General features: G+C 65.0%; 22 protein-coding genes and 1 tRNA gene. 13 read left to right on the top strand and 10 right to left on the bottom strand.

What is annotated here, in order from left to right; all coding sequences use genetic code 11:
• Nucleotides 1-36 precede the first annotated feature (36 nt).
• Complete coding sequence (locus tag I6F16_RS33415) at nt 37-900, bottom strand: alpha/beta hydrolase (RefSeq protein ID WP_225115126.1); 864 nt, start codon at nt 898-900, stop codon at nt 37-39.
• A 136-nt stretch (nt 901-1,036) separates the two neighbouring features.
• On the opposite strand from I6F16_RS33415, the gene I6F16_RS33410 reads away from it, so the two are divergent.
• A tRNA-Ser gene (locus tag I6F16_RS33410) sits at nt 1,037-1,126 on the top strand.
• A 34-nt stretch (nt 1,127-1,160) separates the two neighbouring features.
• On the opposite strand, the gene I6F16_RS33405 is transcribed toward I6F16_RS33410, so the two are convergent.
• The gene (locus tag I6F16_RS33405; protein WP_225174304.1) at nt 1,161-2,072 is read right to left on the bottom strand and encodes a LysR family transcriptional regulator; all 912 of its coding nucleotides are present in this window, start codon (nt 2,070-2,072) and stop codon (nt 1,161-1,163) included.
• Between the two features lie 111 nt (nt 2,073-2,183).
• Between I6F16_RS33405 and I6F16_RS33400 the strand changes: the two genes are divergently transcribed.
• Entirely contained in the window at nt 2,184-3,824 is a 1,641-nt protein-coding gene (locus I6F16_RS33400; protein WP_225115124.1) for an FAD-dependent oxidoreductase, read from the top strand.
• A gap of 75 nt (nt 3,825-3,899) precedes the next feature.
• Nucleotides 3,900-4,880 carry a tripartite tricarboxylate transporter substrate binding protein gene (locus tag I6F16_RS33395; RefSeq protein ID WP_225115123.1) on the top strand — a complete coding sequence of 327 codons (981 nt, stop codon included), beginning with the start codon at nt 3,900-3,902 and terminating at the stop codon, nt 4,878-4,880.
• Between the two features lie 32 nt (nt 4,881-4,912).
• Here the strand turns inward: I6F16_RS33395 and I6F16_RS33390 are convergent, their stop codons facing one another.
• The gene (locus tag I6F16_RS33390) at nt 4,913-5,815 is read right to left on the bottom strand and encodes a LysR family transcriptional regulator (protein ID WP_225115122.1); all 903 of its coding nucleotides are present in this window, start codon (nt 5,813-5,815) and stop codon (nt 4,913-4,915) included.
• Between the two features lie 92 nt (nt 5,816-5,907).
• Between I6F16_RS33390 and I6F16_RS33385 the strand changes: the two genes are divergently transcribed.
• The 8 genes from I6F16_RS33385 (at nt 5,908) to I6F16_RS33350 (ending at nt 14,400) form a co-directional block, all read left to right on the top strand.
• The gene (locus I6F16_RS33385) at nt 5,908-6,969 is read left to right on the top strand and encodes an aldo/keto reductase (RefSeq protein WP_225115121.1); all 1,062 of its coding nucleotides are present in this window, start codon (nt 5,908-5,910) and stop codon (nt 6,967-6,969) included.
• Between the two features lie 76 nt (nt 6,970-7,045).
• On the top strand, nt 7,046-7,561 hold the full coding sequence (locus I6F16_RS33380; RefSeq protein WP_225115120.1) for a nuclear transport factor 2 family protein: 516 nt from the start codon (nt 7,046-7,048) through the stop codon (nt 7,559-7,561).
• Nucleotides 7,562-7,851: 290 nt separating this feature from the next.
• Nucleotides 7,852-9,123 (top strand): DUF2157 domain-containing protein, encoded by a 1,272-nt coding sequence (locus I6F16_RS33375; RefSeq protein ID WP_225115119.1) that lies wholly within the window; start codon nt 7,852-7,854, stop codon nt 9,121-9,123.
• On the top strand, nt 9,120-9,734 hold the full coding sequence (locus I6F16_RS33370; protein ID WP_225115118.1) for a GDYXXLXY domain-containing protein: 615 nt from the start codon (nt 9,120-9,122) through the stop codon (nt 9,732-9,734). The genes I6F16_RS33375 and I6F16_RS33370 overlap by 4 nt, the downstream gene beginning before the upstream one ends.
• Before the next feature lie 321 nt (nt 9,735-10,055).
• Nucleotides 10,056-11,465, top strand: a complete 1,410-nt coding sequence (locus I6F16_RS33365; protein WP_225115117.1) for a DUF4041 domain-containing protein — start codon at nt 10,056-10,058, stop codon at nt 11,463-11,465.
• 144 nt (nt 11,466-11,609) lie between these two features.
• Nucleotides 11,610-12,749 carry an FAD-dependent oxidoreductase gene (locus I6F16_RS33360; protein WP_225115116.1) on the top strand — a complete coding sequence of 380 codons (1,140 nt, stop codon included), beginning with the start codon at nt 11,610-11,612 and terminating at the stop codon, nt 12,747-12,749.
• Nucleotides 12,750-13,176: 427 nt separating this feature from the next.
• Nucleotides 13,177-14,037 carry a DMT family transporter gene (locus I6F16_RS33355; protein WP_225115152.1) on the top strand — a complete coding sequence of 287 codons (861 nt, stop codon included), beginning with the start codon at nt 13,177-13,179 and terminating at the stop codon, nt 14,035-14,037.
• Nucleotides 14,038-14,115: 78 nt separating this feature from the next.
• On the top strand, nt 14,116-14,400 hold the full coding sequence (locus I6F16_RS33350; RefSeq protein ID WP_225115153.1) for a hypothetical protein: 285 nt from the start codon (nt 14,116-14,118) through the stop codon (nt 14,398-14,400).
• A 3-nt stretch (nt 14,401-14,403) separates the two neighbouring features.
• Here the strand turns inward: I6F16_RS33350 and I6F16_RS33345 are convergent, their stop codons facing one another.
• Both I6F16_RS33345 and I6F16_RS33340 read right to left on the bottom strand, forming a co-directional pair.
• Nucleotides 14,404-15,618 (bottom strand): EAL domain-containing response regulator, encoded by a 1,215-nt coding sequence (locus I6F16_RS33345; protein ID WP_225115154.1) that lies wholly within the window; start codon nt 15,616-15,618, stop codon nt 14,404-14,406.
• A 497-nt stretch (nt 15,619-16,115) separates the two neighbouring features.
• The gene (locus I6F16_RS33340; protein ID WP_225115155.1) at nt 16,116-17,279 is read right to left on the bottom strand and encodes a hypothetical protein; all 1,164 of its coding nucleotides are present in this window, start codon (nt 17,277-17,279) and stop codon (nt 16,116-16,118) included.
• A 335-nt stretch (nt 17,280-17,614) separates the two neighbouring features.
• Between I6F16_RS33340 and I6F16_RS33335 the strand changes: the two genes are divergently transcribed.
• Nucleotides 17,615-18,244 (top strand): helix-turn-helix transcriptional regulator, encoded by a 630-nt coding sequence (locus I6F16_RS33335; protein ID WP_057026527.1) that lies wholly within the window; start codon nt 17,615-17,617, stop codon nt 18,242-18,244.
• 69 nt (nt 18,245-18,313) lie between these two features.
• On the opposite strand, the gene I6F16_RS33330 is transcribed toward I6F16_RS33335, so the two are convergent.
• From I6F16_RS33330 to I6F16_RS38250, 5 genes are all read right to left on the bottom strand, one after another.
• Nucleotides 18,314-18,562: a hypothetical protein gene (locus I6F16_RS33330; RefSeq protein WP_036024694.1), complete on the bottom strand. Its 249-nt coding sequence runs from the start codon at nt 18,560-18,562 to the stop codon at nt 18,314-18,316.
• Between the two features lie 151 nt (nt 18,563-18,713).
• The gene (locus I6F16_RS33325) at nt 18,714-19,088 is read right to left on the bottom strand and encodes an Hpt domain-containing protein (protein WP_057026528.1); all 375 of its coding nucleotides are present in this window, start codon (nt 19,086-19,088) and stop codon (nt 18,714-18,716) included.
• A gap of 154 nt (nt 19,089-19,242) precedes the next feature.
• Complete coding sequence (locus I6F16_RS33320) at nt 19,243-19,941, bottom strand: Crp/Fnr family transcriptional regulator (protein ID WP_192893380.1); 699 nt, start codon at nt 19,939-19,941, stop codon at nt 19,243-19,245.
• 186 nt (nt 19,942-20,127) lie between these two features.
• On the bottom strand, nt 20,128-20,529 hold the full coding sequence (locus tag I6F16_RS38255; RefSeq protein ID WP_345960995.1) for a helix-turn-helix domain-containing protein: 402 nt from the start codon (nt 20,527-20,529) through the stop codon (nt 20,128-20,130).
• Complete coding sequence (locus I6F16_RS38250; RefSeq protein ID WP_346656624.1) at nt 20,526-20,837, bottom strand: hypothetical protein; 312 nt, start codon at nt 20,835-20,837, stop codon at nt 20,526-20,528. The genes I6F16_RS38255 and I6F16_RS38250 overlap by 4 nt, the downstream gene beginning before the upstream one ends.
• A gap of 335 nt (nt 20,838-21,172) precedes the next feature.
• On the opposite strand from I6F16_RS38250, the gene I6F16_RS33310 reads away from it, so the two are divergent.
• On the top strand, nt 21,173-21,655 hold the full coding sequence (locus tag I6F16_RS33310; RefSeq protein ID WP_225152508.1) for a response regulator: 483 nt from the start codon (nt 21,173-21,175) through the stop codon (nt 21,653-21,655).
• Nucleotides 21,656-22,184 lie beyond the last annotated feature (529 nt).

Below are 22,184 nucleotides of genomic sequence, written 5' to 3'. Positions count from 1 at the left end.
TTTACCGCGTCTGGCGGTCCCACCCCGTTTTTCTCCTCAGCTCCAGCCGATGCGCGCAAAGAACGCGGCGATCTCGCGTGCCGCGCGATCCGGATTTTCCCGATGCGGGAAGTGGCCGACGCCGGGAAACATCTCGAGGTCGAGATCGCTGAAGGTCTCGGACAGCCGGTCGGTCCAGCCAAAGGGAAACAGCGGATCGTGCTCGGCCCAGCGCACGCAGGTCGGCACCGCGATCGGCGGCAGCCTGGGCGCCTCGCCCTTCATCATCGCCACGCGCCCGGCATGCGAGGCGCGGTAATGCGCAAAGCCGCCGGCGAGGTTGCCGTCTTTCAGGAAATTGTCCGTGAAGGCGTCCAGCACGTCGTCGAAGGCGTTTGTCCGGTGCGCCCAGCCTTTGAGGAAATGGCTGATGTAGAGCCGGCAGCTCTCCCGGCTCGCGCCGACGAGCTGTGGGGCCATCTCCATCTGGTGAAAGGACTGGTACCAGATGTGGTTGAGCCTATCGGGCGCGGCCATGCGCGGCCCGATCCCGGGATAGACGAAATCGAAGAAGAAGAGGCCCGCCATCCGCTCGGGCGCCTGCCGGGCCAGCGGCTGCATGACAGCGCCGCCGACATCGTGGCCGACGACGCCGAATCGGTCGATGCCGAGCCGGTCCATCAGCGCCAGCATATCGGCGGCATGGCCGTCCGGTCCGTAAGGTCCACCTGGCTTGTCGCTGTCGCCGAAGCCGCGGAGGTCAGGCGCGACAAGCGTGAATCGGTCCGAAAGCCTCGATATCACCGGCTCCCAGGTCAGCCAGAATTCCGGCCAGCCATGCAGCAAAAGCAGCGGTTTGCCGCTTCCGGCACGAGCCACGTGGAATTTGGCGCCATTGGCGGTGACCGTCAGATGCTCCATGGCAGTTCCTTCCCAAAGCGGGATAGTGGGCGAAAAGAGGCAGCGGATTTTCCCCTTTCGCGCCTTGTCTGGCCCGCCATCCTCGCCTATTAACGCCCCCAACCACAGGGGCCCAGCTCCTAATATGGCGCCTTCAGGAGAGGTGGCAGAGTGGTTGAATGCACCGCACTCGAAATGCGGCATAGGTGCAAGCCTATCGGGGGTTCGAATCCCTCCCTCTCCGCCAGCTCAGCGACCCCCCTCTCAATAGCTCCGCAAAATCAGCCTGATGCCGGTGCCGTTCGCCCCGCGAGCACCATCCGCGCCGTCGCCACAAACGCCTGCGCCGCGGGCGACAGCGTCCGGCCTTGGCGCTGCAGCAGCGACACGGGGCGGGTGAGGGCGGGGCGCACCAGCGGTCTTGCGATCAGTGTCGGGAACTGGTCGGCCGGCAGCATCGTCGCGGGAAGGATGGCGAGGCCGAGGCCTTGCGCCGTCATGGCGAGGGCGGTGTTGATCAGGGTCACTTCATAGGTCGGATCGAGGCGCTTGCCCTGCGCGCTCAGGGCCTGATCGATCTGCATGCGGATGCGTGTCTCGCTGCGCATCGCAATCGTCGGCAGTTGCACCAGCTCGTCCCAGGTTAGGGACCGACGCGCGGCGAAGTCCGCGGTGCGACGGCCGATCGCGCTCAGGCGGCCGCTCGTCAGCGTCTCGATCGTCATGTCCGCGAATTCGCCCTCCACGCTGCCGATCGCGAACTCGGCGTCGGTCGTGCTCAGCCGTGGCACGAGATCGTCGGCGGCGACATCGCGCATGTCGATCTCGATGTCGGGATGACCAGTGCGGAATTTCGCCAGGACCATGGGCAGCAGCGCCGATGCGGTGCCGGCCGAGGCGAGGAACACGACCCGGCCTGCGCGAGCCTGCGCGAGATCACGCATGCGGCGCGACAGGCCTTGCGCATCGCTCAGCATGCGCTCGGCGGCGGCGAACGCCTCGTCGGCGGCCAGCGTCGGCTGCACCGAGCGCGTGGAGCGGTCGAACAGCTTGACGCCGAGCTGGGTCTCGAGCTGCTGGATCAACAGGCTCGCCGCCGATTGCGTGATGCCGAGCTCGCGGGCGGCCCGCGTGATGCTGCGCGTCCGGTACACGCCGGTGAAGACCCGCAACTGGCGCAATGTGACATTCATGGCGAAATCTCATGAATTGATGAGTTCTTTCCGACTTATCGCATAAACGGACCTGCAATAAAATGCATGCTGTGCGGACGAAAAGAATCCGCGGCAAGGATTGGAGCGAGCATGAGAGCACAAGTGCTGGTGGTGGGGGCCGGGCCCGTCGGATTGACCGCGGCGATGGATCTCGCTTCGCGCGGAATCGACGTCGTCGTCGCGGAGATCCGCCACGCCGGCGATCCGCCCAGCGTCAAGTGCAATCACGTGTCGGCGCGCTCGATGGAGATTTTTCGACGGCTCGGAATAGCCGCCCGCTTGCGCGATGCGGGGCTCCCTGCGGACTTTCCCAACGATTGCTCCTACCGGACCACGGCGACCGGGATCGAGCTTTGCCGCATCGACATTCCCTCCCGCGCGCGCCGCTATAGCGCGACCGGCGGCCCCGACACCTGGTGGCCGACGCCCGAGCCGCCGCACCGGATCAACCAGGTCTATCTCGAGCCGATCCTGTTCAGCCATGCCGCTGCCCAATCACGCATCAAGATCCTGGCGCGCACGGAAATCACCGACATCGAGCAGCACGACGACCATGTCGTCGCGCTGGCGCGCGATCTCGACAGCGGACATTCGCTCCGCATCGAAGCCAGCTTCGTGATCGGCTGCGACGGCAGCCGATCCCTCGTCAGAAAAGCAATCGGTGCCAGCCTGTCCGGCACGCCGGTGATCCAGCGCGTGCAGTCGACCTTCATCGAAGCGCCGCAGCTGAAAGAGCTGATGGGGGCGCACAAGCCGGCCTGGATGGTGCTCTCGCTCAATCCGCGCCGCTCCGGCACTGTTGTTGCCATTGACGGTCACGACCGCTGGCTGATCCACAATCATCTGAAGCCGGACGAGCCCGAGTTCGACTCGGTCGATCGCGACTGGGCCATCCGTGCCATTCTCGGCGTCGACGAGCGCTTCGAATACCGCGTGCTCAGCAAGGAGGATTGGGTCGGACGGCGCCTCGTGGCCGACCGCTTCCGCGACCGCAGGGTCTTCATCTGCGGCGACGCCGCGCATCTGTGGATGCCCTATGCCGGCTACGGCATGAATGCGGGCATCGCGGATGCCGTCGATCTCTGCTGGCAATTGGCGGCGCATCTGAACGGCTGGGCGCCGGCTGCGATCCTCGATGCCTATGAGGCGGAGCGCCAGCCCATCACCGAGCAGGTGTCGCGCTTTGCGATGGACCATGCGATGAAGATGATGGCGCAGCGCGGCGGCGTGTCCGCCGAGATCGAGGACGACACGCCGCGCGGCCAGGCGGCGCGCGCGGCGCTGGCGAAAGCGGCCTACGATCTCAACGTGCAGCAATATTGCTGCGCCGGCCTCAACTTTGGCTACTATTACGACGCCTCGCCGATCATCGCCTATGACGGCGAGACGCCGCCGCCTTACGCGATGGGCAGCTTCACGCCATCCACCGTGCCGGGCGCCCGCGCGCCGCATTTGTTCTTGCGCGACGGACGCTCGCTCTACGACGCCTTCGGCCCCGGCTACACATTGCTGCGGTTCGATCCGGCAATCGATGTGACGCGGCTGCAGGACGCCGCAAAGGCGCGCGGCGTGCCGCTCGCGCTGGTCGACGTCGCGCCGGAGGAGGCGAACGGCGCCTATGCCGAGAAGCTCGTGCTGGCGCGGCCCGACCAGCACATCGCCTGGCGCGGGCAGTCGGCGCCGGAGAACGCGCAGGGCCTGCTGGCCCGTATCACTGGCGCTGCGGCGTAGGACGACATCGAGCGGACGGCCTGGCGACGTAGCTCGCCAAGCCGAGTTTCAAAAACAGAATACATGGAGGAGACCGTGTTTCACGTTGCAAGACGCCGCATCCTGGCCGCGCTGACGGCCGCCGCTTTCGCACTGTTGCCGGTGGCGGCGGCCCGAGCCGCCTATCCCGAGCAATTGATCAAGATCATCGTGACCTTCCCGCCCGGCGGCAGCGCCGACACGGTCATCCGCGCGCTCGAGCCGCTGGTCACCGCCGAGCTCAAGCAGGGCCTGGTGATCGAGAACCGCGCCGGCGCCGGCGGCAACATCGGCATGGCCGCGGTCGCGCAGGCCAAGCCCGACGGTTATACGCTCGGCGTGGCGCCGGCGGGTGCGTTGACCGTGAATCCGCACCTCAATGCCTCGATGCCGTTCGCGCTGAAGGATCTCGCGCCCATCACCCTGCTCGCGGAAATTCCCTTTGTGCTGGTCGCGTCCGCGAATATCCCGGCGCGTACACCTGCGGAGACCATCGCGCTCGCCAAGGCGAAGCCGGGTGGGCTCTCGATCGGGCATGGCGGCAACTCGACGGCGATGCACTTGACCGCCGCGCTGTTCACGCAGAGAAGCGGGATCGCGATGGAGCTGGTGCCGTATCGCGGGACGGCGCCGGCGGCGGTCGATGTTCTCGCAGGCCATGTCCCGTTCGCGGTGCTGGATATTCCGGCATCGCGACAATTGATCCTCGAAGGCAAGCTCAACGCGATCGGCGTGTCCTCCGCGCGCCGCCTTGCGTCCCTGCCCGATGTGCCGACGCTGGCCGAGAGCGGCCTTGCCGGTTTCGAATCCGTCGGCTGGTTCGGGCTCGTTGCTCCTGCCGGCACGCCTGCGGATGTCATCGCCCGACTGAACGAGGCCTTCGCCAAGGCGCTGAAGGACCCTGCCGTGGCGGAGAAGATCCGCACCCTCGGCGCGGAGCCTGCGCCGACCTCGCCCGAGCAGTTCGGCCGCTTCATTCAGGACGAAAGCGCGAAATGGGGCAAGCTGATCAGCGAGGCCGGCATCAAGGCAAACTAGAGCGGACCGATTCGATCTAAAGCCATTCCGCTTTAGCGTTTTCCGCTTCCCCGATAACGCACGTGATCGACCAGCGCGCGCAGCTTCGGCGGAAGATTCCGCCGATCCGGAAAGTAGAGGAAGAAGCCGGGGAAGAACGGGCAGAATTCCTCCAGCAGGGGCACCAATTCTCCGCGCTCGATATACGGCTTGAACGTCTCTTCCATGCCGAATGTCAGGCCGCCGCCCGCGCAGGCGGTCCGCACCATGACCCACATGTCGTTCGTCGTGATCCTCGGCTCCACCGCGACGTCGAACTCGCGCCCCCCTTCCGCAAATTCCCAGCGGTAGGGCGCAACGTGCGGCGCCGGCCGCCACCCTATGCAGCAATGCTGTGAGAGCTCGCGCGGGTGCGAGGGCGCGCCGAACCGCTCCAGATAGGCGGGAGCTGCCACGACCAGCTGGCGCTGATCGCCCGAAACAGGCACGGCGATCATGTCCTGCTCGATCACCTCGCCGAGCCGGACGCCGGCATCAAAGCCCTCGGCCACGATGTCGAATTCCGCATCGGTCACCGTGACGTCGACCTGCACGCCGGGATTGGCGTGCGTGAACTCGGCCAGCAACGGACCGCGAATGAATCGCTCGGCGATGGACGAGACGGCGAGACGCAGCTGCCCCGTCGGCTGCGCGTCACGGTCGCGGGCGCCGTTGATCGCCCGTTCGACTTCGGCGACCGCCGGGGCCACGCGCTCGTGCAAGCGCAGGCCAGCCTCGGTGAGACTGACGCTGCGCGTCGTTCGCTGGACGAGCGCCACGCCCAGCTGGTCTTCCATGCGTCGGATCGCCTGGCTCACGGCGGATCGGGTCACCCCTAACCGCTCGGCGGCGCCACGGAAGCTCTTGGCGTCCGCGACCGCGATGAAGACGGCGACAAGGTTAAGGTCGGTGGTCATTGGTTAGTTAGGCTTACCACCCCAGTCATCATTGGCCAACTTCTCCCACCTCTCGCCGTGGACTATCTCGGAGCCACACGAAGGAGGCTCTGATGACGTCGCTCGATCAATACCGCCTGCTTGGCCGTTCCGGCCTGCGCATTTCCCCCCTTGCCCTGGGTACGATGACTTTCGGGACCGAGTGGGGATGGGGATCCGATCCCGGCGAGGCACGGCGGATCTTCGACCTCTACGTCGACCGCGGCGGCAACTTCATCGACACCGCGGTGAACTACACCAACGGCGCGTCCGAGCGCATGGTCGGCGAGTTCGCCCGCGACAAGCGCGATCGTCTCGTGCTCGCGACCAAATTCACCATGGCGCGCGATCCCGGCAACCCCAATTCCGGCGGCAACCACCGGCTCAACATGGTTCGTTCCGTGGAGCAGAGCCTGCGGCAGCTCGAGACCGATCGCATCGACCTGCTTTACCTGCACGCCTGGGATGCGACGACACAGCCGGATGAGGTGATGCGCGGCCTCGACGATCTCGTGCGCAGCGGCAAGGTCCAGTATGTCGGCATTTGCAACACGCCGGCATGGCGCATTGCACAGCTGCAGACGCTCGCAGACCTGCGCGGCTGGTCGCCCTTCGTTGCCCTGCAGATCGAATACAATCTGGTCGAGCGCACCGTCGAACACGAGCTCATCCCGCTCGCGGCGACCCTCGGCCTCGGCGTGCTGCCCTGGTCGCCTCTCGGCGGCGGCGTGCTCACAGGCAAGTACACCCGCGCCGATCTCAGGGATTCCCAGGACCGCGCCGTCGGAACGACACGCGCCTCGATCATCGCGTCATCGGGCCTTCTCAACGAGCGATCGCTGGATGCGGCCGAGACGGTGCGAGCCATCGCCTGGGAGCTCGGCGCGACGTCCTCGCAGGTGGCGATTGCCTGGACGCTGTCCAATCCCGCGGTCACCGCGCCGGTGATCGGGGCCCGCACGCTGGAGCAGGCGGAAGACAATTTTGGCGCGGTCGGGATCTCGCTGTCGCCCGAGCAGATGGCGCGCCTCGACCAGGCGACCGCGCCCGATCCGATCTTTCCCGGACGCTTCCTGCGCCGCCCGATGGTGGAGCAGCTCATCTTCGGCGGCGCCAGCGTCGCGCGGCGCGGGTAGGTCGAGCAACAACGCGACCGACCTGCGTGCATCACTTCGGGGCAGACGACATCTTGCACCAGAAAGGGAGACACCAATGGCAACCATGCTCAATCGCGCGCTTGCGTCCTGCGTCTACGCGGTCATCGTCACGGCATCCACCCTGACGACGGCCGCACCCTGCGGGCAGGCGAATTCCGTGCCGGAGGACAACAAGCGGATCGTCACCGATGCGTTCGATCGATGGGCGGCGGGAGGCACCACCTTCTTCAATGACCTGCTGCACGACAACGTGGTCTGGCGCATCAGGGGATCCGGCCCGAGCGCCGGCGAGTTCAGAGGGCGCGATGTCTTCGTTGATCGCGCGGTCCGCCCGTTCGCCAGCCGGTTGTCGATCCCGGTCCGTCCGACTGCTGTGAGGATCTTCGCTGACGGCGACCACGTCATCGCGCACTGGGAAGGCAGCGGCGTCGCGCGTGACGGCAAGCCCTACGCGAACTCTTACGCGTGGATCCTGCTCATGCAGGACGGCAAGGCGGCGGAGGTCACAGCCTATCTCGACCTCGCACCCTATGACGACGTCCTGCGGCGCATTCCTGCGCCGGCGCAATAGGGCGCAGAAAAGAGTGATGTCGCTTGTGGCCATCCTTCGAGACGCCCGCCCTTGGCGGGCCCTCAGGATGAGGACCGAGTGTGTGGGCGAGTTTAGCGGGCTCCGATGCCGCTTAGCCTCATCCTGAGGAGGCGCGTAGCGCCGTCTCGAAGGACGAGGCGCGCGCTCAGCTCGCGCAAAGAGCCATATGCGATCACCCCCTGCCGCGAGGAGGGGCTTGAACCCATCGCCCGCACGATCCGACCTAGCAAGGTCCCGCCATCCGGCGGGCGCCAGGTGATCCCAGGACGATGTTCGACAAATCCTACCGGCAGCGCCTCGAAGCCGATCTTGCGCGATGGGAGGCCGACGGCGTGATTGCGCCGGCGGCGGCCGTCGCGATCCGCAGCGCGCTGCCGCCGCTTCCGGCCGGCATCAACATCGCAATGGTCGTCGCCATCGTCGGCGGCCTGCTGATTGCCGCCGCGTTCCTCGCCTTCGTGGCGGCGCACTGGACCGAGATCGCGCGCTTGGCGCGGTTTGCAATCCTGCTCGCCGGCATGGTGATCGCCGGTGGTCTCGGCGCCTGGTTCGCCGCGCGGGAGCGCACCATTCTCGCCGATCTCTGCGCCAGCATCGGTGCGATCATCTTCGGCGCGGGCATCGCGCTGGTCGGGCAGATGTACCACCTCGGCGACGACTTCGCCGGCGGCATGCTGCTGTGGTCGATCGGCGCGTTTGCCGCGGCGCTTCTGACCGGCTCGCGCGGTGCGCTCGCGGTCGGTCTCGTCGCCGCCTCGATCTGGACCTGCATGCGGATCACCGACGCGTCCGACGTGCTGCATCTTCCGTACGTCTTGGTCTGGCTCATCGCCGCCGCACTCGCCTTCGCCTGGAATTCCCGCGTCGCCGCTCATCTCGTCGCGCTGGCGCTGCTGCCGTGGTGGATCGCGACCTCGCTCCGCTTCGAATTCGAGGGCACCCAGCCGTCCTTCGTGCTCGCGAGCGGTGCGGCCCTGCTGTTCGGCGCCGGGCTCGCGATCGCCGCTGCGGCCTCGCCGCGCGCGCTCCGGCTCGGCAGCGTCCTGTCGATCTACGGCGCGTTTTCACTGGCCATTGCCGCGTTCCTGGAGGTGACGACGGTCGACGATCTCGTCCGCTTCCGCGAAGGGTCCCTTGCGGGCCAGCCGCTTTGGGCCATCGCGTGCGGAAATGCCGGCGTGATCCTCGCGCTGGCCTCGGCTGCCATCACCAGGCGCGCGGGAGAACTGCTTGCAGCAGCTGCGATCGCCCTGGTCCTGCTCGCGGCGCCGGTCTGGCCGGCCTCGATGGCCGGCGAATCCTGGCTCGCCTATGCCGCGCTGCTTGCGGCCATGCTGTGTCTCGTCGTCTCCGGCATGCTCGACGACGTGCGTCCGCGCATCGTCGCCGGCTGGCTCGGGATCGCCGGGGTCATCGCCGGCATCACCTGGGCCGTGAAGGGCTCGCTGCTGCGCCGCTCGGCCTTCCTGGCAGTGACGGGCGTCGCGGCCGTCGCCTTTGCCACCGTGCTGGGCCGCATGCTGCCGAGGGCCGCGCGATGAACGAGATGATCGCATCGCTCACCGCGTTCTGGCAGCGCATCCCGAAAGCCGCGCTGTTTTGTGCCGCCATCCTGATCCAATGCGCGCTGCTGGTCCTGATGGTCGCCGACCGCATGCAGATCCTGCGTAACGGCGTCGAGGTGACCTTGCAGACCCAGCCCGTCGATCCCCGCGATCTCCTGCGCGGCGACTATGTCGTGCTCCGTTACGACATCTCGCAACTGCCGGCCGGCGCGCTCAAAGGCAAGGTCGCCGACGCGCGCCATCCCATCGTGTTCGTCAAGCTCGCGCCCAATGCCGGCGGCGTCTATCAGGCGGTCTCGGTCCATGCCGAGCCTGTCAAGGTCACCGCGCCCGAAGTGCTGATCCGCGGCCGCGTCGGAAATTATGGCGGCTCCTGCGGTGACGACCGGCGAAGGTTCTGCGACAAGCTGCCGATCAAATATGGCCTGGAAAGCTATTTCGTGCCCGAAGGCGAGGGCAAGAAGCTCGAGGATGCCCGCAACCAGCAGAAGCTGCGCATCGTCGCCGCCGTGCTGCCCTCAGGCCGCGCCGCGATCAAGCGGCTGCTGCTCGATGGAGAGCCGGTGTATGAGGAGCCGTTGTATTAGCGGGGGAATGCCGCTGGGATAGATCGATTGCCGCGGCGCTTGTTCACCTCTGCCGCTCGCGGTAGGAGCCGCAGCGCCTTCAGAGAGCTGGCAGGGTGGTTGAATGCACCGCACTCGAAATGCGGCATAGGTGCAAGCCTACCGGGGTTCGAGCCCCTCCCTCTCCACCACGACCCATACATCGGTACGCATCCTTGTCGCTCCGCCCATCACATCGCGGTTCACTTGGAACGCAGTTTGGCGAATTGCGCGAAGCTGCAACCATTAGTAGTCTGGGCAGCCCAGCGGCTTCCTGACCAAGAAATAATTCGAAGAAGATCTATGTCTACATCCAGCAAACCCTCATCCATCCCCTTCTTTGGAGCCCGAAAACTTGCCCGACGGCTATTGGCGGAGGTGGATGAGCTGCAAGCGCGATTAAGCGCTGAGGAAGCAAAGACGCAAAAGCTTGCCGAAATTGGACGCAACTTGGTTGCGGATGCGAAGGCAATCCAGGCAGAACGTGATCAAGCGTTAGCGCAACTTGATGCGTTAGGCGGGCTGCCAATCCTGGAGCTAGAAAAACGAAAGCAAGAGGCGCAAACTGAAATCGCGAAGTTAGAGGCACTGATCGCGTCATCCAAAGAGCAGGTTGAAGCAGCAAGCCGCTTGGTCGACGCCAAGAACGCAGAAGCCCGCCAGATCGTGGTAGAGACACGAGAAGCAGTCATACTGCAAGAAGTGGGAATCTATGACTACCGACATCCTCTCACTGATGCGGTCGCGTATGAGCAAGCGCTCGACCGGTTGCAGGCATCGATCAAGTCCGCAACGAAGCGCGACGGCGGTGCGATTCTAGCTGCCACTGACTGGACGGTGAATGGCTCCGTTCAGGAAGGGCGAAAGATGGTGCAAGATTTCTCCAAACTGATGCTGCGGGCATTCAATGCCGAGGCGGACACTTCAGTGCGCGGCCTCAAGCCCTATAAGCTCAATAGCGCACTAGAACGCCTTCGCAAAGTCGAGGAGATCATCAGGCGTCTTGGCGCGACAATGCAAATTCAAATATCGCCTGCATACTACCAGCTTCGCATCGATGAGCTGACATTGACTGCTGATTTCCTTCAGAAGCAAGCGGAGGAAAAGGAGGTTGAACGCCAGGAGCGAGAGCGCCTGCGAGAGGAACGGAAAGCACAGCAGGAAATCGAGCGCGAGCGAGCTAAACTGGAAAAGGAAAAGCAACACTACTCAAATGCATTGGCGGCCTTGGAAGCGAACGGCGACTCGGAGGGAGCCCAGAGACTACGTCAGCAACTTGCAGATGTTGATCAGGCGATTGAGAGTGTTGACGCGCGAGCTGCCAACATACGCGCTGGATATGTGTATGTCATTTCCAACATCGGCTCATTTGGTGAGAGCATGGTGAAGGTTGGAATGACCCGGCGTCTCGATCCGATGGATCGCATAAGGGAGCTTAGCGACGCCTCTGTGCCATTTAACTTCGATGTCCACGCATTATTCTTTTCGAATGATGCAGTGGGTATCGAATCTGCGATGCACGAAAGGCTGGCGGCGCTACGCGTCAACACCGTTAACCGGAGGCGCGAATTCTTCAGGGCTACGCCGCTGGAGGCAAAGGCTCACCTCAACGATCTGACGGGTGAACTGCTCGAATTCAGGGAGATCGCGGAGGCCATCGAATATCGCCAAACATTGCATGGCGCACATCCGATGAAGCCCGTAGCGGCCTGAAGCGCGTCCTGATGGCGCTGATGCGGCCCCATTGATCTGTGACTGCGTTGTCGATGCCGGCCGCAATCGCCCTCCCGTAGACCTTGTCATTACGCGAAATCACCACGATGATCTCCGCGTCGTAGCATCGCTCGCGAGGTCTTCATGCGAAAATGCGAAGTCGCCGTGCTGGGTCTGGGGCTCATGGGCGGAGCAGCGCTGGGCGCGTTGCTGGATGCTGGCGTCGATGCGCTCGGCTTCGACCCTGTCGCAGCAGGTTCGGATCGAGGCTCGTCACATGGTTCTTGTCGCATTTTCCGTCGCTTCAATTTCGAAAACCCCAACTACACCAGCCTGAGCGACGAGGCTCATGCTGGCTGGACCCGGCTACAGAGGGAAAGCGGTCAAACAATTCTGACGGAAACCCCTGTTCTGGAGGCCGGCCGCCCCGGCTCCGCCATGGTGGCGTCCTCGCGCGCGGCCGCGATCGCGAAAGGGCGTCCGGATCCGATGTTGACCGCGGCTCAAGCGAACAAGCAATTTCCGGCTTTCAGTCTGCCCGACGACTGGGACGTCGTCGTGCAGGACGGTGGCGCGATCCTGCGGACCGAGGTCGTCATGACACTGATGCGCGCACGCGCTCGCGACCGCGTGATTCCGGAACGCGCGAGCTTCACGCCGCGCGGCGACGGCGTGTCGATCCGCACGGATACCGAAGAGTTCTTCGCCGAGCGCGCCATCCTGGCGCTAGGCCCATGGCTCGGTCGCGCACTCCCGAAACTGGGCGCGCTGCTGAACGTGACCCGACAGGCGGTCGGCTGGTTCGCGCCTGCTAGCCCCGACAGCGTGGCGCTCGGTCGTTTCCCGATCTTCATTCTGGACCGAGGTCCGAACGACACGGTCTACGGCTTTCCGGACTTCGAAAAGCGCGGCGTCAAAGCTGCGCCTCACAACCACGGGCCCGTGGTCGGCCCCGACGACTGGGGTCCGCACGCCAGCGATGCCGAACTCCGCCCGGTCGGCGAAGCGTTGGCCGCCCTCGTCCCGGGTGCGGCCGGGCCCATCATCGATCGCGACGTTTGCCTCTACACCAACACCGCGCCCGCCGACCGCCGGCCCGATGCGGGCGAGGAATTCATCATTGATCGCTGGCCGGAGTCCCGCCTGATCGTCTGCTCCGCCTGTTCAGGCCATGGTGCGAAGTTCGCGCCCGCCATCGGGCAAAGGCTTGCTCGCCTTGCCACCGATCCGTCCTACCAGGCAGAATCCTTCTTTCAGCTTTCCCGCTATTCTCGATTCGCCTGAGCGGATGCTGGATGTTGCGGTGACAGTGCACGAAACGCGCACCGTCCGGCGGCAGACGGCTTCACGAGACCGGGCCAAAGCCCTGCCTGTCCGACCTCCTGCGATGATGCCACTATGCTCCTGTTTTGCCCGACGAAGCAAATGACAGGAGACGTCATTCGGAATGGGCGACAGCGCTCGCCGCCAATTGCCGTCAGCTCGCACGGGTGCGCCGGATAGCCGCGTCAAACCACGATCCCCCGACTTTTCGGCCTCCAAAACCCCGCTCGACCCGCACCTCATCCCATCCCCCACCTAACCCATTGATCTTGCAACCCCCGTCTACTGTGCATGGGGTTGTTTTCGAACTTCTGTTATTCCATGGCTGAACGCCAAGCGTTCAACCGTCACGGCACCACCTCCGCCGCCCCCACCAAGCGAGACCAACATGCACTCTTCCGCCAGCGGCTGGGGCAACGGGCTTCTCGGCGTCATCATCTTCAGCGGCTCGCTGCCGGCGACGCGCGTGGCGGTCGGCGGCTTCTCGGCGCTGTTCCTGACCTCGGCGCGCGCGGTCATCGCGGCGCTGATTGGTGCTGTGGTGCTCGGCCTGCTGCGGCAGGCGCGACCGCAGCGCCGTGATCTCGCCTCGCTCACCATCGTCGCCATCGGCGTCGTGGTCGGCTTTCCTCTGCTGACGGCGCTCGCGCTCCAGCACATCACCTCCGCGCGCTCCATCGTCTTCATCGGCCTGTTGCCGCTGTCGACCGCGATCTTCGGCGTGCTGCGCGGCGGCGAGCGTCCGCGGCCGCCGTTCTGGCTGTTCGCGGGTCTCGGCAGTGCCACGGTGGCCGGCTTTGCCCTCACCGGCCACGGCGCGGCCTCGCTTCAAGGCGATCTGCTGATGGTCGCCGCGATCGTGCTGTGCGGCCTCGGCTATGCCGAGGGCGCCGCGCTGTCGCGCCGCCTCGGCGGCTGGCAGGTGATCTCCTGGGCGCTGCTGCTCGCGCTGCCCTTGATGCTGGTGCTCGCCGTGCTGACCTGGCCGCCCGTCTGGAGCGGCGTCAGTGTGCCCGCCTGGATCGGGCTCGCCTACGTCTCCGTCTTCAGCATGTTCGTCGGCTTCATCTTCTGGTACCGCGGGCTCGCCATCGGCGGCATTGCCCGAATCGGCCAGCTGCAGCAGCTGCAGCCGTTCTTCGGTCTGGCGCTCGCCGGTCTTCTGCTGGGCGAGCCGGTCGCAGCAAGCATGATCGCCGCGACGGCAATCGTGGTCGCCTGCGTCTTCTTCGCGCGGCGGTTTGCCTGAGCCAAACCTTGATCTAGATCAATGCCTGTTCCGGCGCGGTGCCTGCCTCTAAACGCAGGAAAAGCGGAGGAGGACGTCATGCGACACCGAACGAAATTGTGGTTAGCCGGCGCCGTTGTTGTCTGCGCAGCCTTGGGCTCGGTGCAGTGGTCGGCAGAGGACGGTCTTTCACTCTCGATCCAGAGCGCGGAAGCCCGCGTCGGGCGGCCCGCGACGCCGGCGAGTGTCGCGGGCGTCGCACGTCGAACGACGCGTCGTGCCGTGGTCGGTGGCGCCGCCGTCGGTGCAGCAGCCGCAGGAGCCGCCGTCGTCGCGCCAGCCTGCGTCCGCGTGCTGGTCAACGGCGTCTGGGTCTGCCGCTAGGCCTCACGCCTGCCCCATCACCGTTCGCGTCAGCGCGCTCCGTGCGAACTTCTTCAGCGGCATCGGCTTGCCGAACAGAAAGCCCTGAACGACATCGAAGCCGATCTCGCTCGCCGCGATGAGGTCGGCGCGGCTCTCGACCCCTTGCGCCACCGCGCGCGCGCCGAAGGTCTGCGCCAGCTCGACGATATGACGGCACACTGTGCGCTTCAACCGATCGCCGCCGCTGCCGGTGACGAACTGCCGATCGGCCTTCAGCTTGACGAAGGGAATCTTGTCGAGGTCCATCAGCTGTGGCCAGTTGGCGCCGAGATTGTCGATCGACAGGCCGATATTGTGCAGGCCGACCTCGCGCGCGACCTCGGCGAGGAAATCGAGCTCGCGGATCGCCTCCTCGCTGTCGATCTCGACCGTCAGTCCGCCGAAGGCCGGATGCGTCGGCACGCGGCGGCAGAGATCGCGCACCGCCTGCGGCCCCCTGAGATAGGCGGCGGGAAGATTGATCGACAGGTTGACCGGGCTTTGTTGCTCCAGAAGATAGTGCCAGTCCTGCACGGCGCGATCGATCACGAACTCCGACAGCTCGCGAAAATGCGGATCGTGCGGCTCCGGGATGAAATAGGCCGGCGGCACCACGCCCCAGGTCGGATGCCGCATCCGCACCAGGGCCTCGGCGCCGTTGCGGACCAGCGTGCGCGCGTCGATCTTGGGCTGGTACCAGAGCTCGAGCCAGCCGGCATGCAGGGCTTCGCCGACATGCACGGCCGGGCTCGGCGCCGGCTCATCCGGCAGCAGCATCGCAACGCGCTCGCGCAGCGTCTCCGCGGCAAAGGGCGTGGTCAGCGGCGGCAGCATGGCAAGGCCATATTCGTCGCCGACCTGCCGCACGGCTTTGACGATGATCGAATCGCGGGCGCCGACGGCGAGAACCTTGCCGGCAAATGCCTCACGCACCAGGACTTCGAGGAATCGTCCCGGCTCGATGCCGTCGGCGGCGACGCCGAGCAGGATCAGGTCCGGCAATTCGCTCGCGAGCACCGTCTTGAGCTCGTCGGCGCTGGCACATTCGCAGGTGACGAAGCCGAGATCCTCGAGGATCTCGCTGAGGAACGCGCGCAAGTGACGCTTGCTGTCGGCCACGCAGGCGCGCGGCGTCACCTTTCGCCGTCCGAAGGTCACAGGCCTTCGTCCGACGAGTTCAATCATCCCATCGTTCATCGTACACCACTCCCGTTCCGTGACGGTTTCTTAAACGCGGAGCGTGGGTTCAAATAAGGAGAGCTTCACATCGTTCTTGAATTATCTGAGTAACGTTAAGCCCTGCAATTCGAGCTAATTTGTCGACGAAATCTTTGGGTGCACGCGCGCGGTTGTCCCGCGGCGGCGATGAAGCCGGCGCAACGTGAATCGGCGGCGGCTTTCACGCTTGCGTCTTCCCGCGATGCGCGCACCGCCGCCTTTCGCTCGTGACGGTCATGCGACAACGGGTCCGCGTCGGCGGCCAAGAATGTGAAGCACATCACACGCGCATTGCCGCACTCGCGCTAAAGGTCCCCCGAGCCGGTGGAGGGCTGTCGAGGATTACAGCTATGTCGATGCGGCGAATGATGTATTGGTGGTTCAGGTTCGTGCTGTCAGGGCGATTCATGGATCGCTTCCTGTGCCTGCCGCGCTAGCCGCGCGGCGCATCGTGGCTTTTCGCGGCCGAACCGGATCTAGGTTTGCCCGATCAATTTGCGGAACGCCGCCGCACTGTCCTGCATCGCGTCGCGTCCCTTCCAGGCCAGATAGGACAGCTTGCCGCCGAGCGTGTCGTGGCTGCGCAGCCGCCGCGAGCCGAGAATGTGGCCGACATTGGCAGGGAAGCGGCTCACCTCGGCGGAGACCAGCGCCGCGATCGCATCCATCAATTGCTGGAGGCGGACGCCCCATTCGCATTGCTCGATGCCGTCGATGCGGACCTTGAGCGCATATTCGGTGTCGTAGATCTCGGCGAGCAGGTCGCGGGCGATCAGCACCCGGTTGTGCCGGAGCGCGACGCGAAGTGCGAGACGCTTGTCGTCGAGCCGGTCGAGAACCATGGGAACGACGCAGGCATAGGGGGTGGCGGCGACGTCTGCGGCGGCCTTGCTCGCAGCGGCTCGGGTAGCAAGCCGCACCAATTGCCAGGACGTCCTCAGGCGTCGCGCCACCAGCGCCAGCGCGAAGGGCAGCGCCTGAGGATGCGCCTTCTTGAAGGCATCGAGCTGCGCGGTGATCTGGGCGACCTGGCCGTCGTCGAACTTCGCGATCTTCTCGGGCAGCTTCTCGTTGAACTTCGGCAGTGCATCGCCGGCGCGCAACACGTGCAGCATCTTTACGACGTCGTCGAAGGCGGTGCGTGAGGCCGTATATTGCCCGAGCTTGGCGCGTGCGGTTTCGGCGCTCTCGGGCGAGGCGAGGGTGCTCTCGAGGACCTTGACGACCTTGATCTGGAAGGTCGAGGCGATCTTCTGGACTTCCTTCGGGTTGTTGGCCGCGACCTGGTCGCCGATCGCCTTGATGTAGTCGCGCGCCATGGTCGGCAGCAGGTCGCGGCAGATCCATTCCCAGATCGGGGTGAGGGTATTGCGCGAGATCCGCCCCATGTTGGCGTGCTCGGGCGCGCCGTCGATCAGCAGCAGCTCGAGCGGCGCGAAGAAATAGCGCGACGGGCTGGTGGCGCGCGCCTGGGTCGATCCGTCCTTGCGGAATTCGGCGCGCAAGCGGGCCTGGATGTCGGCCGAACCCGGCATCTCGATGCCGCACAGCTCGAGCCGTTCGAGCTCGCTGAGCAGACAGCTGCGCGACAGCGGCGTCAGCCTCTGCAGAAATTCCGATAGCCGGTCGATCTCGTCCATGGCACGCAATCTTTCGCAGCGTGGCCCGCGGGCTTGCGGGCCCAATGCGTGGAGGCATTTGCGCGCTCTCAACCTCCCTAGAGAAGCAAGTCGCCGTTAATTAATCCGTAAAATCCGGGGGGTGGATGTCGGAGCAAGGCGTTCGCCGAGGAGCTTTCCCGTTCCCACCCCACGATTTCGGCAGAAAACTCAACCGCTGCATGGTCGCGTGCGGCACCGCGCAAGCACAAATTGTGCCGAAGTCGTCATTTCAGCGTAAAACCGTCTAAATCACCGTAGTCATACGGAGCAAAAAGTTAATCACAGACCCGCCCCGGTTCCGCTAAACGAGTGACATGGGGTCACAGAATGATACGGCCACCGATTCGCGGCCGTCGGCATGGCACGAAAGCAGCGCTGCTTCAGCTGAAGAGCTCGATTTCGCCCGCCTGAGCGCCTTGCGTGCCAAGGCGGCCGACGAAATGGCGGCTGCCATCGCCCGCGAGCTCAATGGCCCCCTGACCGCGCTGCTGCTCTACATGGGCGAGATCAAGCACCACAGCGATCAGCTCGTCCCCGCGACCGGCGATCGCGCCTATTTGCAGCGGGTGGTGGAGAACGCGCTGGCCCAGACCGAGCGCGTTTGCGGCCTGGTCAAGCAGCTCGCCGGCCCGCCCAAGGGCGGCTCCAAGGGCGGCTTGCCCAGCCCGTCCGAAGAAGCGGAATCGAAGGCCGTCCGCGTGCTGCAACCGCCGCGGCCGCCGAGCGCCGATCTGATCGGCCCGTCGGGCCAGAAGCGGCTGACCAGGCGCGAGCGCGAGGTGCTGAGGCTGATCAGCGAAGGCTACTCGAACAAGCAGGGTGCGCTTCGCATGCAGATCAGTCCGCGCACTTTCGAGAGCCATCGCGCCGAGGCGATGCGCAAGCTCGGTGCGCGCAACACCGCGGACCTCGTCCGTGCGGCGCTGCTGCATTCGATCGACTGAGGCCGGGCCCGTCGCCCGCCGTCGGGCGAGACCCGACGCCTATCTCGAAAGTTGGGAAATCCGTGGCGCTCAGAAATAGTCTTCGGCGAAGGGACGTGCGCGCGAGGTGGGACGCAGCGGCTTGATCTCTTCCTTCGGCGCGCTCGGAATGATCGTGATGGTCCAGCGGGGGGGCATGCTCGATTCCTGCTCCAGCACCGAGCGCACGAAGCCGGTCACGGTCGACTCGCCGGCTTTCACCGTCGCCATCCGGCCGTTGAACTGTGCGATCCGGAAGCGACGAACCTCCTTCTGGTCTGCGGTCTCGTAGGTGAACATGGAAAACCCTCCTGGTTTTCCGGGACTATCGCCAGCTATGATTAGCCATCTGTGAAAATCGCAAACCGTAGAAGTACGGCGGGAATGCACGCGCGAGTAGTTCGGAGCGTTTTCACGCGAAGCAGCGCGACGAGCGCGCATCCCAAGCCAGCTAGCCTTGCGGCTCCTGCGCATGCGCGGCGGCGTAGGCCGCATCCATCAGGTCCAGCAGCGCGCGGAATTCGGTCTCGCCGAGGCTTTCCGCGGTTTTCTCCAGCCGGAGCGCCAGCGCTGCCAGCCTGAGATAGCCGAACGTTCCGGCCGCGCTCTTCAAAGAATGTGCTTCGCGCGCGATCCTGGCGTGGTGCTGCGCAGGCGAGAGCGTTCGGAACGATTGCAGGCGCGCGCAGGTCTCGCTCCAGAACACGTCGCGCACTTCGCCGGCACCGTCCTCGCCGATCTCGCGCACCAGCGCTTCGTACGCGCGCGGCTCGCGCGCGGGTTCGGCATCGATCGCGTTCGCAAGCCCGACGGTGACGTCAAACATGTCTTGCCTGCCCTGATCCCGGTTCGTGTCGCGCGGCACGCCGCCGCGCGAGGCATGTCGCGTGTGTACGGCCTTCGAATTTCAGTTCTGGTAGCAGGATGGCTGGTGTTTGCAGGCCGGCATTAGCCCGCGGTTTACCAAGCGACCGCGGCGTTCAGGGCGGGCCGAGCAGCCGGTCGTACTGGGCCTTCACGGCGGCGTAGCATTCGCACGCCGTCTGGCGCAGCCCGTCCAGGTTGGTGATCTGGATGTGTCCGCGGCTGTAGTGGATGAAATTGGCCTGCTGCAGGGAGTTGGCGACCAGCGACACGCTGTTGCGCCGGGCCCCGATCATCTGAGCCATGGTCTCCTGTGTCAGCAGCAGACGCGACTCGCCCGACATGTCATGCGTGTGCAGCAGGCAGCGCGACAGCCGCGACTCCACCGGATGAGCGGCGTTGCAGCCCGCGGTTTGCTGCACCTGGGCGTAGACCGCCAGCCCGTGACGCGCAAGCTGCGTGCGCAGGGCGCTGCTCTGATCGGCGGCCATGCGCAGGCGGTCCAGATCCACCACCGAGGCGGCGCCGGGAACCAGCACGATGGCGGTGTTCAACGCACACGCATCACCCTCGATGGCGAGCGTTCCGAGCAGGCTGCCACGGCCGATCATGGCGACCTGCACATGCTCGCCTTTGGCCAGTTCAACCACCAGCGAGATGACGCCGCGGTGAGGAAAATAGGCGCGCATGAGCGTCTCGCCGGTCTCGACCAGCACCGCCCCGTGGGGCAGATCCACAGTTCGCAGGTGCGGGCGGATCAACTCATAATCGTCTGCCGACAGTGCGGACAGGAAACCGTTGGACGGACGCGCCATGCTTTCCAAAGCTGCCTCCTCCGTACCCTTGCACCTGGGAATCGCACGCCTGCACTCACGCGGTGCGCGGGTAAGTTCCATCATCCTCGCGGCGGGATATATTGGCAATTGAGACAAGTTGTCCGGCCCTGGCGATGCATCGACGCTGCGTGCACGTCGGAACACAGAGATCGCATCGTGCTCCCGTCACGCCACGACTCCCATCAGGCGCAGGTGATGGGCCTTCACCGCCGAATAGCAGCCGCAGGACGTCGCCAGCAGCGCCTTGGGATCGATGATCTCGATCTGGCCGCGGCTGTAGTGAATGATGCCGGCGCGCTGCAGCGCATGCGCGACCAGCGAGATCGCATTGCGGCGGACGCCGATCATCTGCGCCAGCGCCTCCTGGGTCAGCGGCAGGATTTGGCCGTCGGACAGGTCGTGGGCGCGGAGCAGCCAACGCGCGAGCCGCGCCTCGACCGGATGCAGCGTATTGCAGAGCAGCGATTGCTGCACATGCGCGAGCATGACCTGCTCGTGGCGGACCATCAGCTTGCGGAGGCGTGCGCTTGCGGTCGCGACCGCGCGGAAAACTCCGATTTCGATCACGGAAGCAGCTCCTGGAACAGCACAACCGCGTCCATCGGCGAGATGCCGTCGGCAAGGGCCGCACCGGCCCCCACGACGCTGTCGCGGCCCAGCATCGCAATTTCGATCGTCTGTCCTTCGGACAGGCTCACCCTGATCGAAACGCATCCACCATGCGGGAGGTAGACATGTTTCGGTGCAGTGCCGATCTCGCCCACGACAGATTTGCTGACCATTTCAACCGTCGCGAGGTGCGGACGCAGCAGATCGAAATCCGCGGCATCGAGCAGTTGCAGCAGCTGGTTGGGCGGGCGGCCGCTCACGGTCATGCAGGTTAATCCGGCGGGTTCGATGGACGCTGGGCGCGGCGGCCTTCGTCACTCAGTTGCACGGCGCGCAAATACTAATCTGAAGGTTGTGGTGTCGTCCATATACCCGTTAGAGGGCAGACAACCTGTCTCATTTGCGGCGGAATTAAGTAGCGCACGCTGATTCGTTGACGAGGCGGCCGTCCTGCAACGATTGCGCAGGGAAAAAGCGGCAAGGGGGCCTCAGGAGCCGGAAGGCATTGCAGTCGCGCTGGCCATTGGGCCGGCTCGCGTCGCCTCGACCGCGTCCGCAAAAATGTTAGTTTCATCTCTCATCGAAAGCAAAGGAGAAAGGCGTGCCCCACGGTTCGATTGTTGAATCGCCGGAACGGGAAGCTCAATCCGGGCGAGACGATCTGCGCCATATTCTCGTCGTCGACGATGACCCGATGGTGTGCATGGCCATCGAGGTTTACCTCCAGCGCAACAATTTTCGGGTGACGATCGCCGAGGGTGGTGAAGCCGGACTGCGCGCCCTCGAGCACAAGCAATTCGATCTGATGATCATCGACATCTTCATGCCGCACATGCGCGGGTTCGAATCGATCCGGATTTTCCACGACCGGGCTCCGGTCATTCCGCTGATCGCGATGTCCGGCTACGCCTTCGCGAATTTGGACTCGCCCGCGCCGGACTTCCTGCGGATGGCGTTGGAGCTCGGCGCCGCGCGCTGTCTGCGCAAGCCGTTCACGCCGCACGCGCTGCTCGCCGCCATCAACGATTGCCTGGCAGAGCCTCGCCCCCGCTCCGACATTGCCACGGCCGTGCAGCTCGGTTAGCGCGACACGAGCCGCTTTCCCCGCGGGGTAACGCTTCGTTTACCTCGAGCGTGGACCGCCTAGATCCGGCAACGCCCAAGCACTCGCGCGACGAGGGCGCGGCCGGCTTGCCTCGACCGCCTCTATCGTTCTTCACGAGCAGGACTTTCTCGCACGCCGCGTCGCGCGATTAGTGGCTCGTTCACCGCGCGGCTCCCGCCGTTGCGGCGCGGGGATGGTTTTGCCGAAAAGCGCTGCAACACGCGGCAGAACCGCAAACTTCTCTTCAAAATCCGTAGTAGCACGGAGGATGAAATTAACGGGACTGTGAAAGGGGATGTCTAACGATCCAGGATAGGGCGTCCGTCCGTGCCAAGGGTGGCTCGGACGTCGCGTTTGCGGCCCCGGTCAGTAAGGCGTAGCTCATGGATGATCTGTTGCGGGAGTTTCTGACGGAGACCAGCGAGAGCCTGGACACCGTGGACAATCAGCTGGTGAAGTTCGAGCAGGAGCCGAACAACGCCAAGATCCTGGATAACATCTTCCGCCT

The sequence above is a fragment of the Bradyrhizobium sp. IC4060 genome (assembly GCF_020193715.1).
In the GTDB taxonomy this organism is placed as follows: Bacteria; Pseudomonadota; Alphaproteobacteria; order Rhizobiales; family Xanthobacteraceae; genus Bradyrhizobium; species Bradyrhizobium yuanmingense.
Note: the sequence above shows the minus strand (reverse complement) of the source record. Positions and strands in the feature narration are given on the sequence as shown.

Bases quoted from the DNA above. Each gene is read 5' to 3' on its own strand.
- I6F16_RS33375 (WP_225115119.1), top strand. From the start codon at position 7,852: ATGTTCGACAAATCCTACCGGCAGCGCCTCGAAGCCGATCTTGCGCGA.
- I6F16_RS33320 (WP_192893380.1), bottom strand. From the start codon at position 19,941: ATGGCGCGTCCGTCCAACGGTTTCCTGTCCGCACTGTCGGCAGACGAT.
- I6F16_RS33345 (WP_225115154.1), bottom strand. From the start codon at position 15,618: ATGAACGATGGGATGATTGAACTCGTCGGACGAAGGCCTGTGACCTTC.
- I6F16_RS33365 (WP_225115117.1), top strand. From the start codon at position 10,056: ATGTCTACATCCAGCAAACCCTCATCCATCCCCTTCTTTGGAGCCCGA.
- I6F16_RS33385 (WP_225115121.1), top strand. From the start codon at position 5,908: ATGACGTCGCTCGATCAATACCGCCTGCTTGGCCGTTCCGGCCTGCGC.
- I6F16_RS33355 (WP_225115152.1), top strand. From the start codon at position 13,177: ATGCACTCTTCCGCCAGCGGCTGGGGCAACGGGCTTCTCGGCGTCATC.
- I6F16_RS33370 (WP_225115118.1), top strand. From the start codon at position 9,120: ATGAACGAGATGATCGCATCGCTCACCGCGTTCTGGCAGCGCATCCCG.
- I6F16_RS33400 (WP_225115124.1), top strand. From the start codon at position 2,184: ATGAGAGCACAAGTGCTGGTGGTGGGGGCCGGGCCCGTCGGATTGACC.
- I6F16_RS33350 (WP_225115153.1), top strand. From the start codon at position 14,116: ATGCGACACCGAACGAAATTGTGGTTAGCCGGCGCCGTTGTTGTCTGC.
- I6F16_RS38250 (WP_346656624.1), bottom strand. From the start codon at position 20,837: ATGACCGTGAGCGGCCGCCCGCCCAACCAGCTGCTGCAACTGCTCGAT.
- I6F16_RS33330 (WP_036024694.1), bottom strand. From the start codon at position 18,562: ATGTTCACCTACGAGACCGCAGACCAGAAGGAGGTTCGTCGCTTCCGG.
- I6F16_RS33360 (WP_225115116.1), top strand. From the start codon at position 11,610: ATGCGAAAATGCGAAGTCGCCGTGCTGGGTCTGGGGCTCATGGGCGGA.
- I6F16_RS33340 (WP_225115155.1), bottom strand. From the start codon at position 17,279: ATGGACGAGATCGACCGGCTATCGGAATTTCTGCAGAGGCTGACGCCG.
- I6F16_RS33325 (WP_057026528.1), bottom strand. From the start codon at position 19,088: ATGTTTGACGTCACCGTCGGGCTTGCGAACGCGATCGATGCCGAACCC.
- I6F16_RS33335 (WP_057026527.1), top strand. From the start codon at position 17,615: ATGGGGTCACAGAATGATACGGCCACCGATTCGCGGCCGTCGGCATGG.
- I6F16_RS33380 (WP_225115120.1), top strand. From the start codon at position 7,046: ATGGCAACCATGCTCAATCGCGCGCTTGCGTCCTGCGTCTACGCGGTC.
- I6F16_RS33415 (WP_225115126.1), bottom strand. From the start codon at position 900: ATGGAGCATCTGACGGTCACCGCCAATGGCGCCAAATTCCACGTGGCT.
- I6F16_RS33405 (WP_225174304.1), bottom strand. From the start codon at position 2,072: ATGAATGTCACATTGCGCCAGTTGCGGGTCTTCACCGGCGTGTACCGG.
- I6F16_RS33390 (WP_225115122.1), bottom strand. From the start codon at position 5,815: ATGACCACCGACCTTAACCTTGTCGCCGTCTTCATCGCGGTCGCGGAC.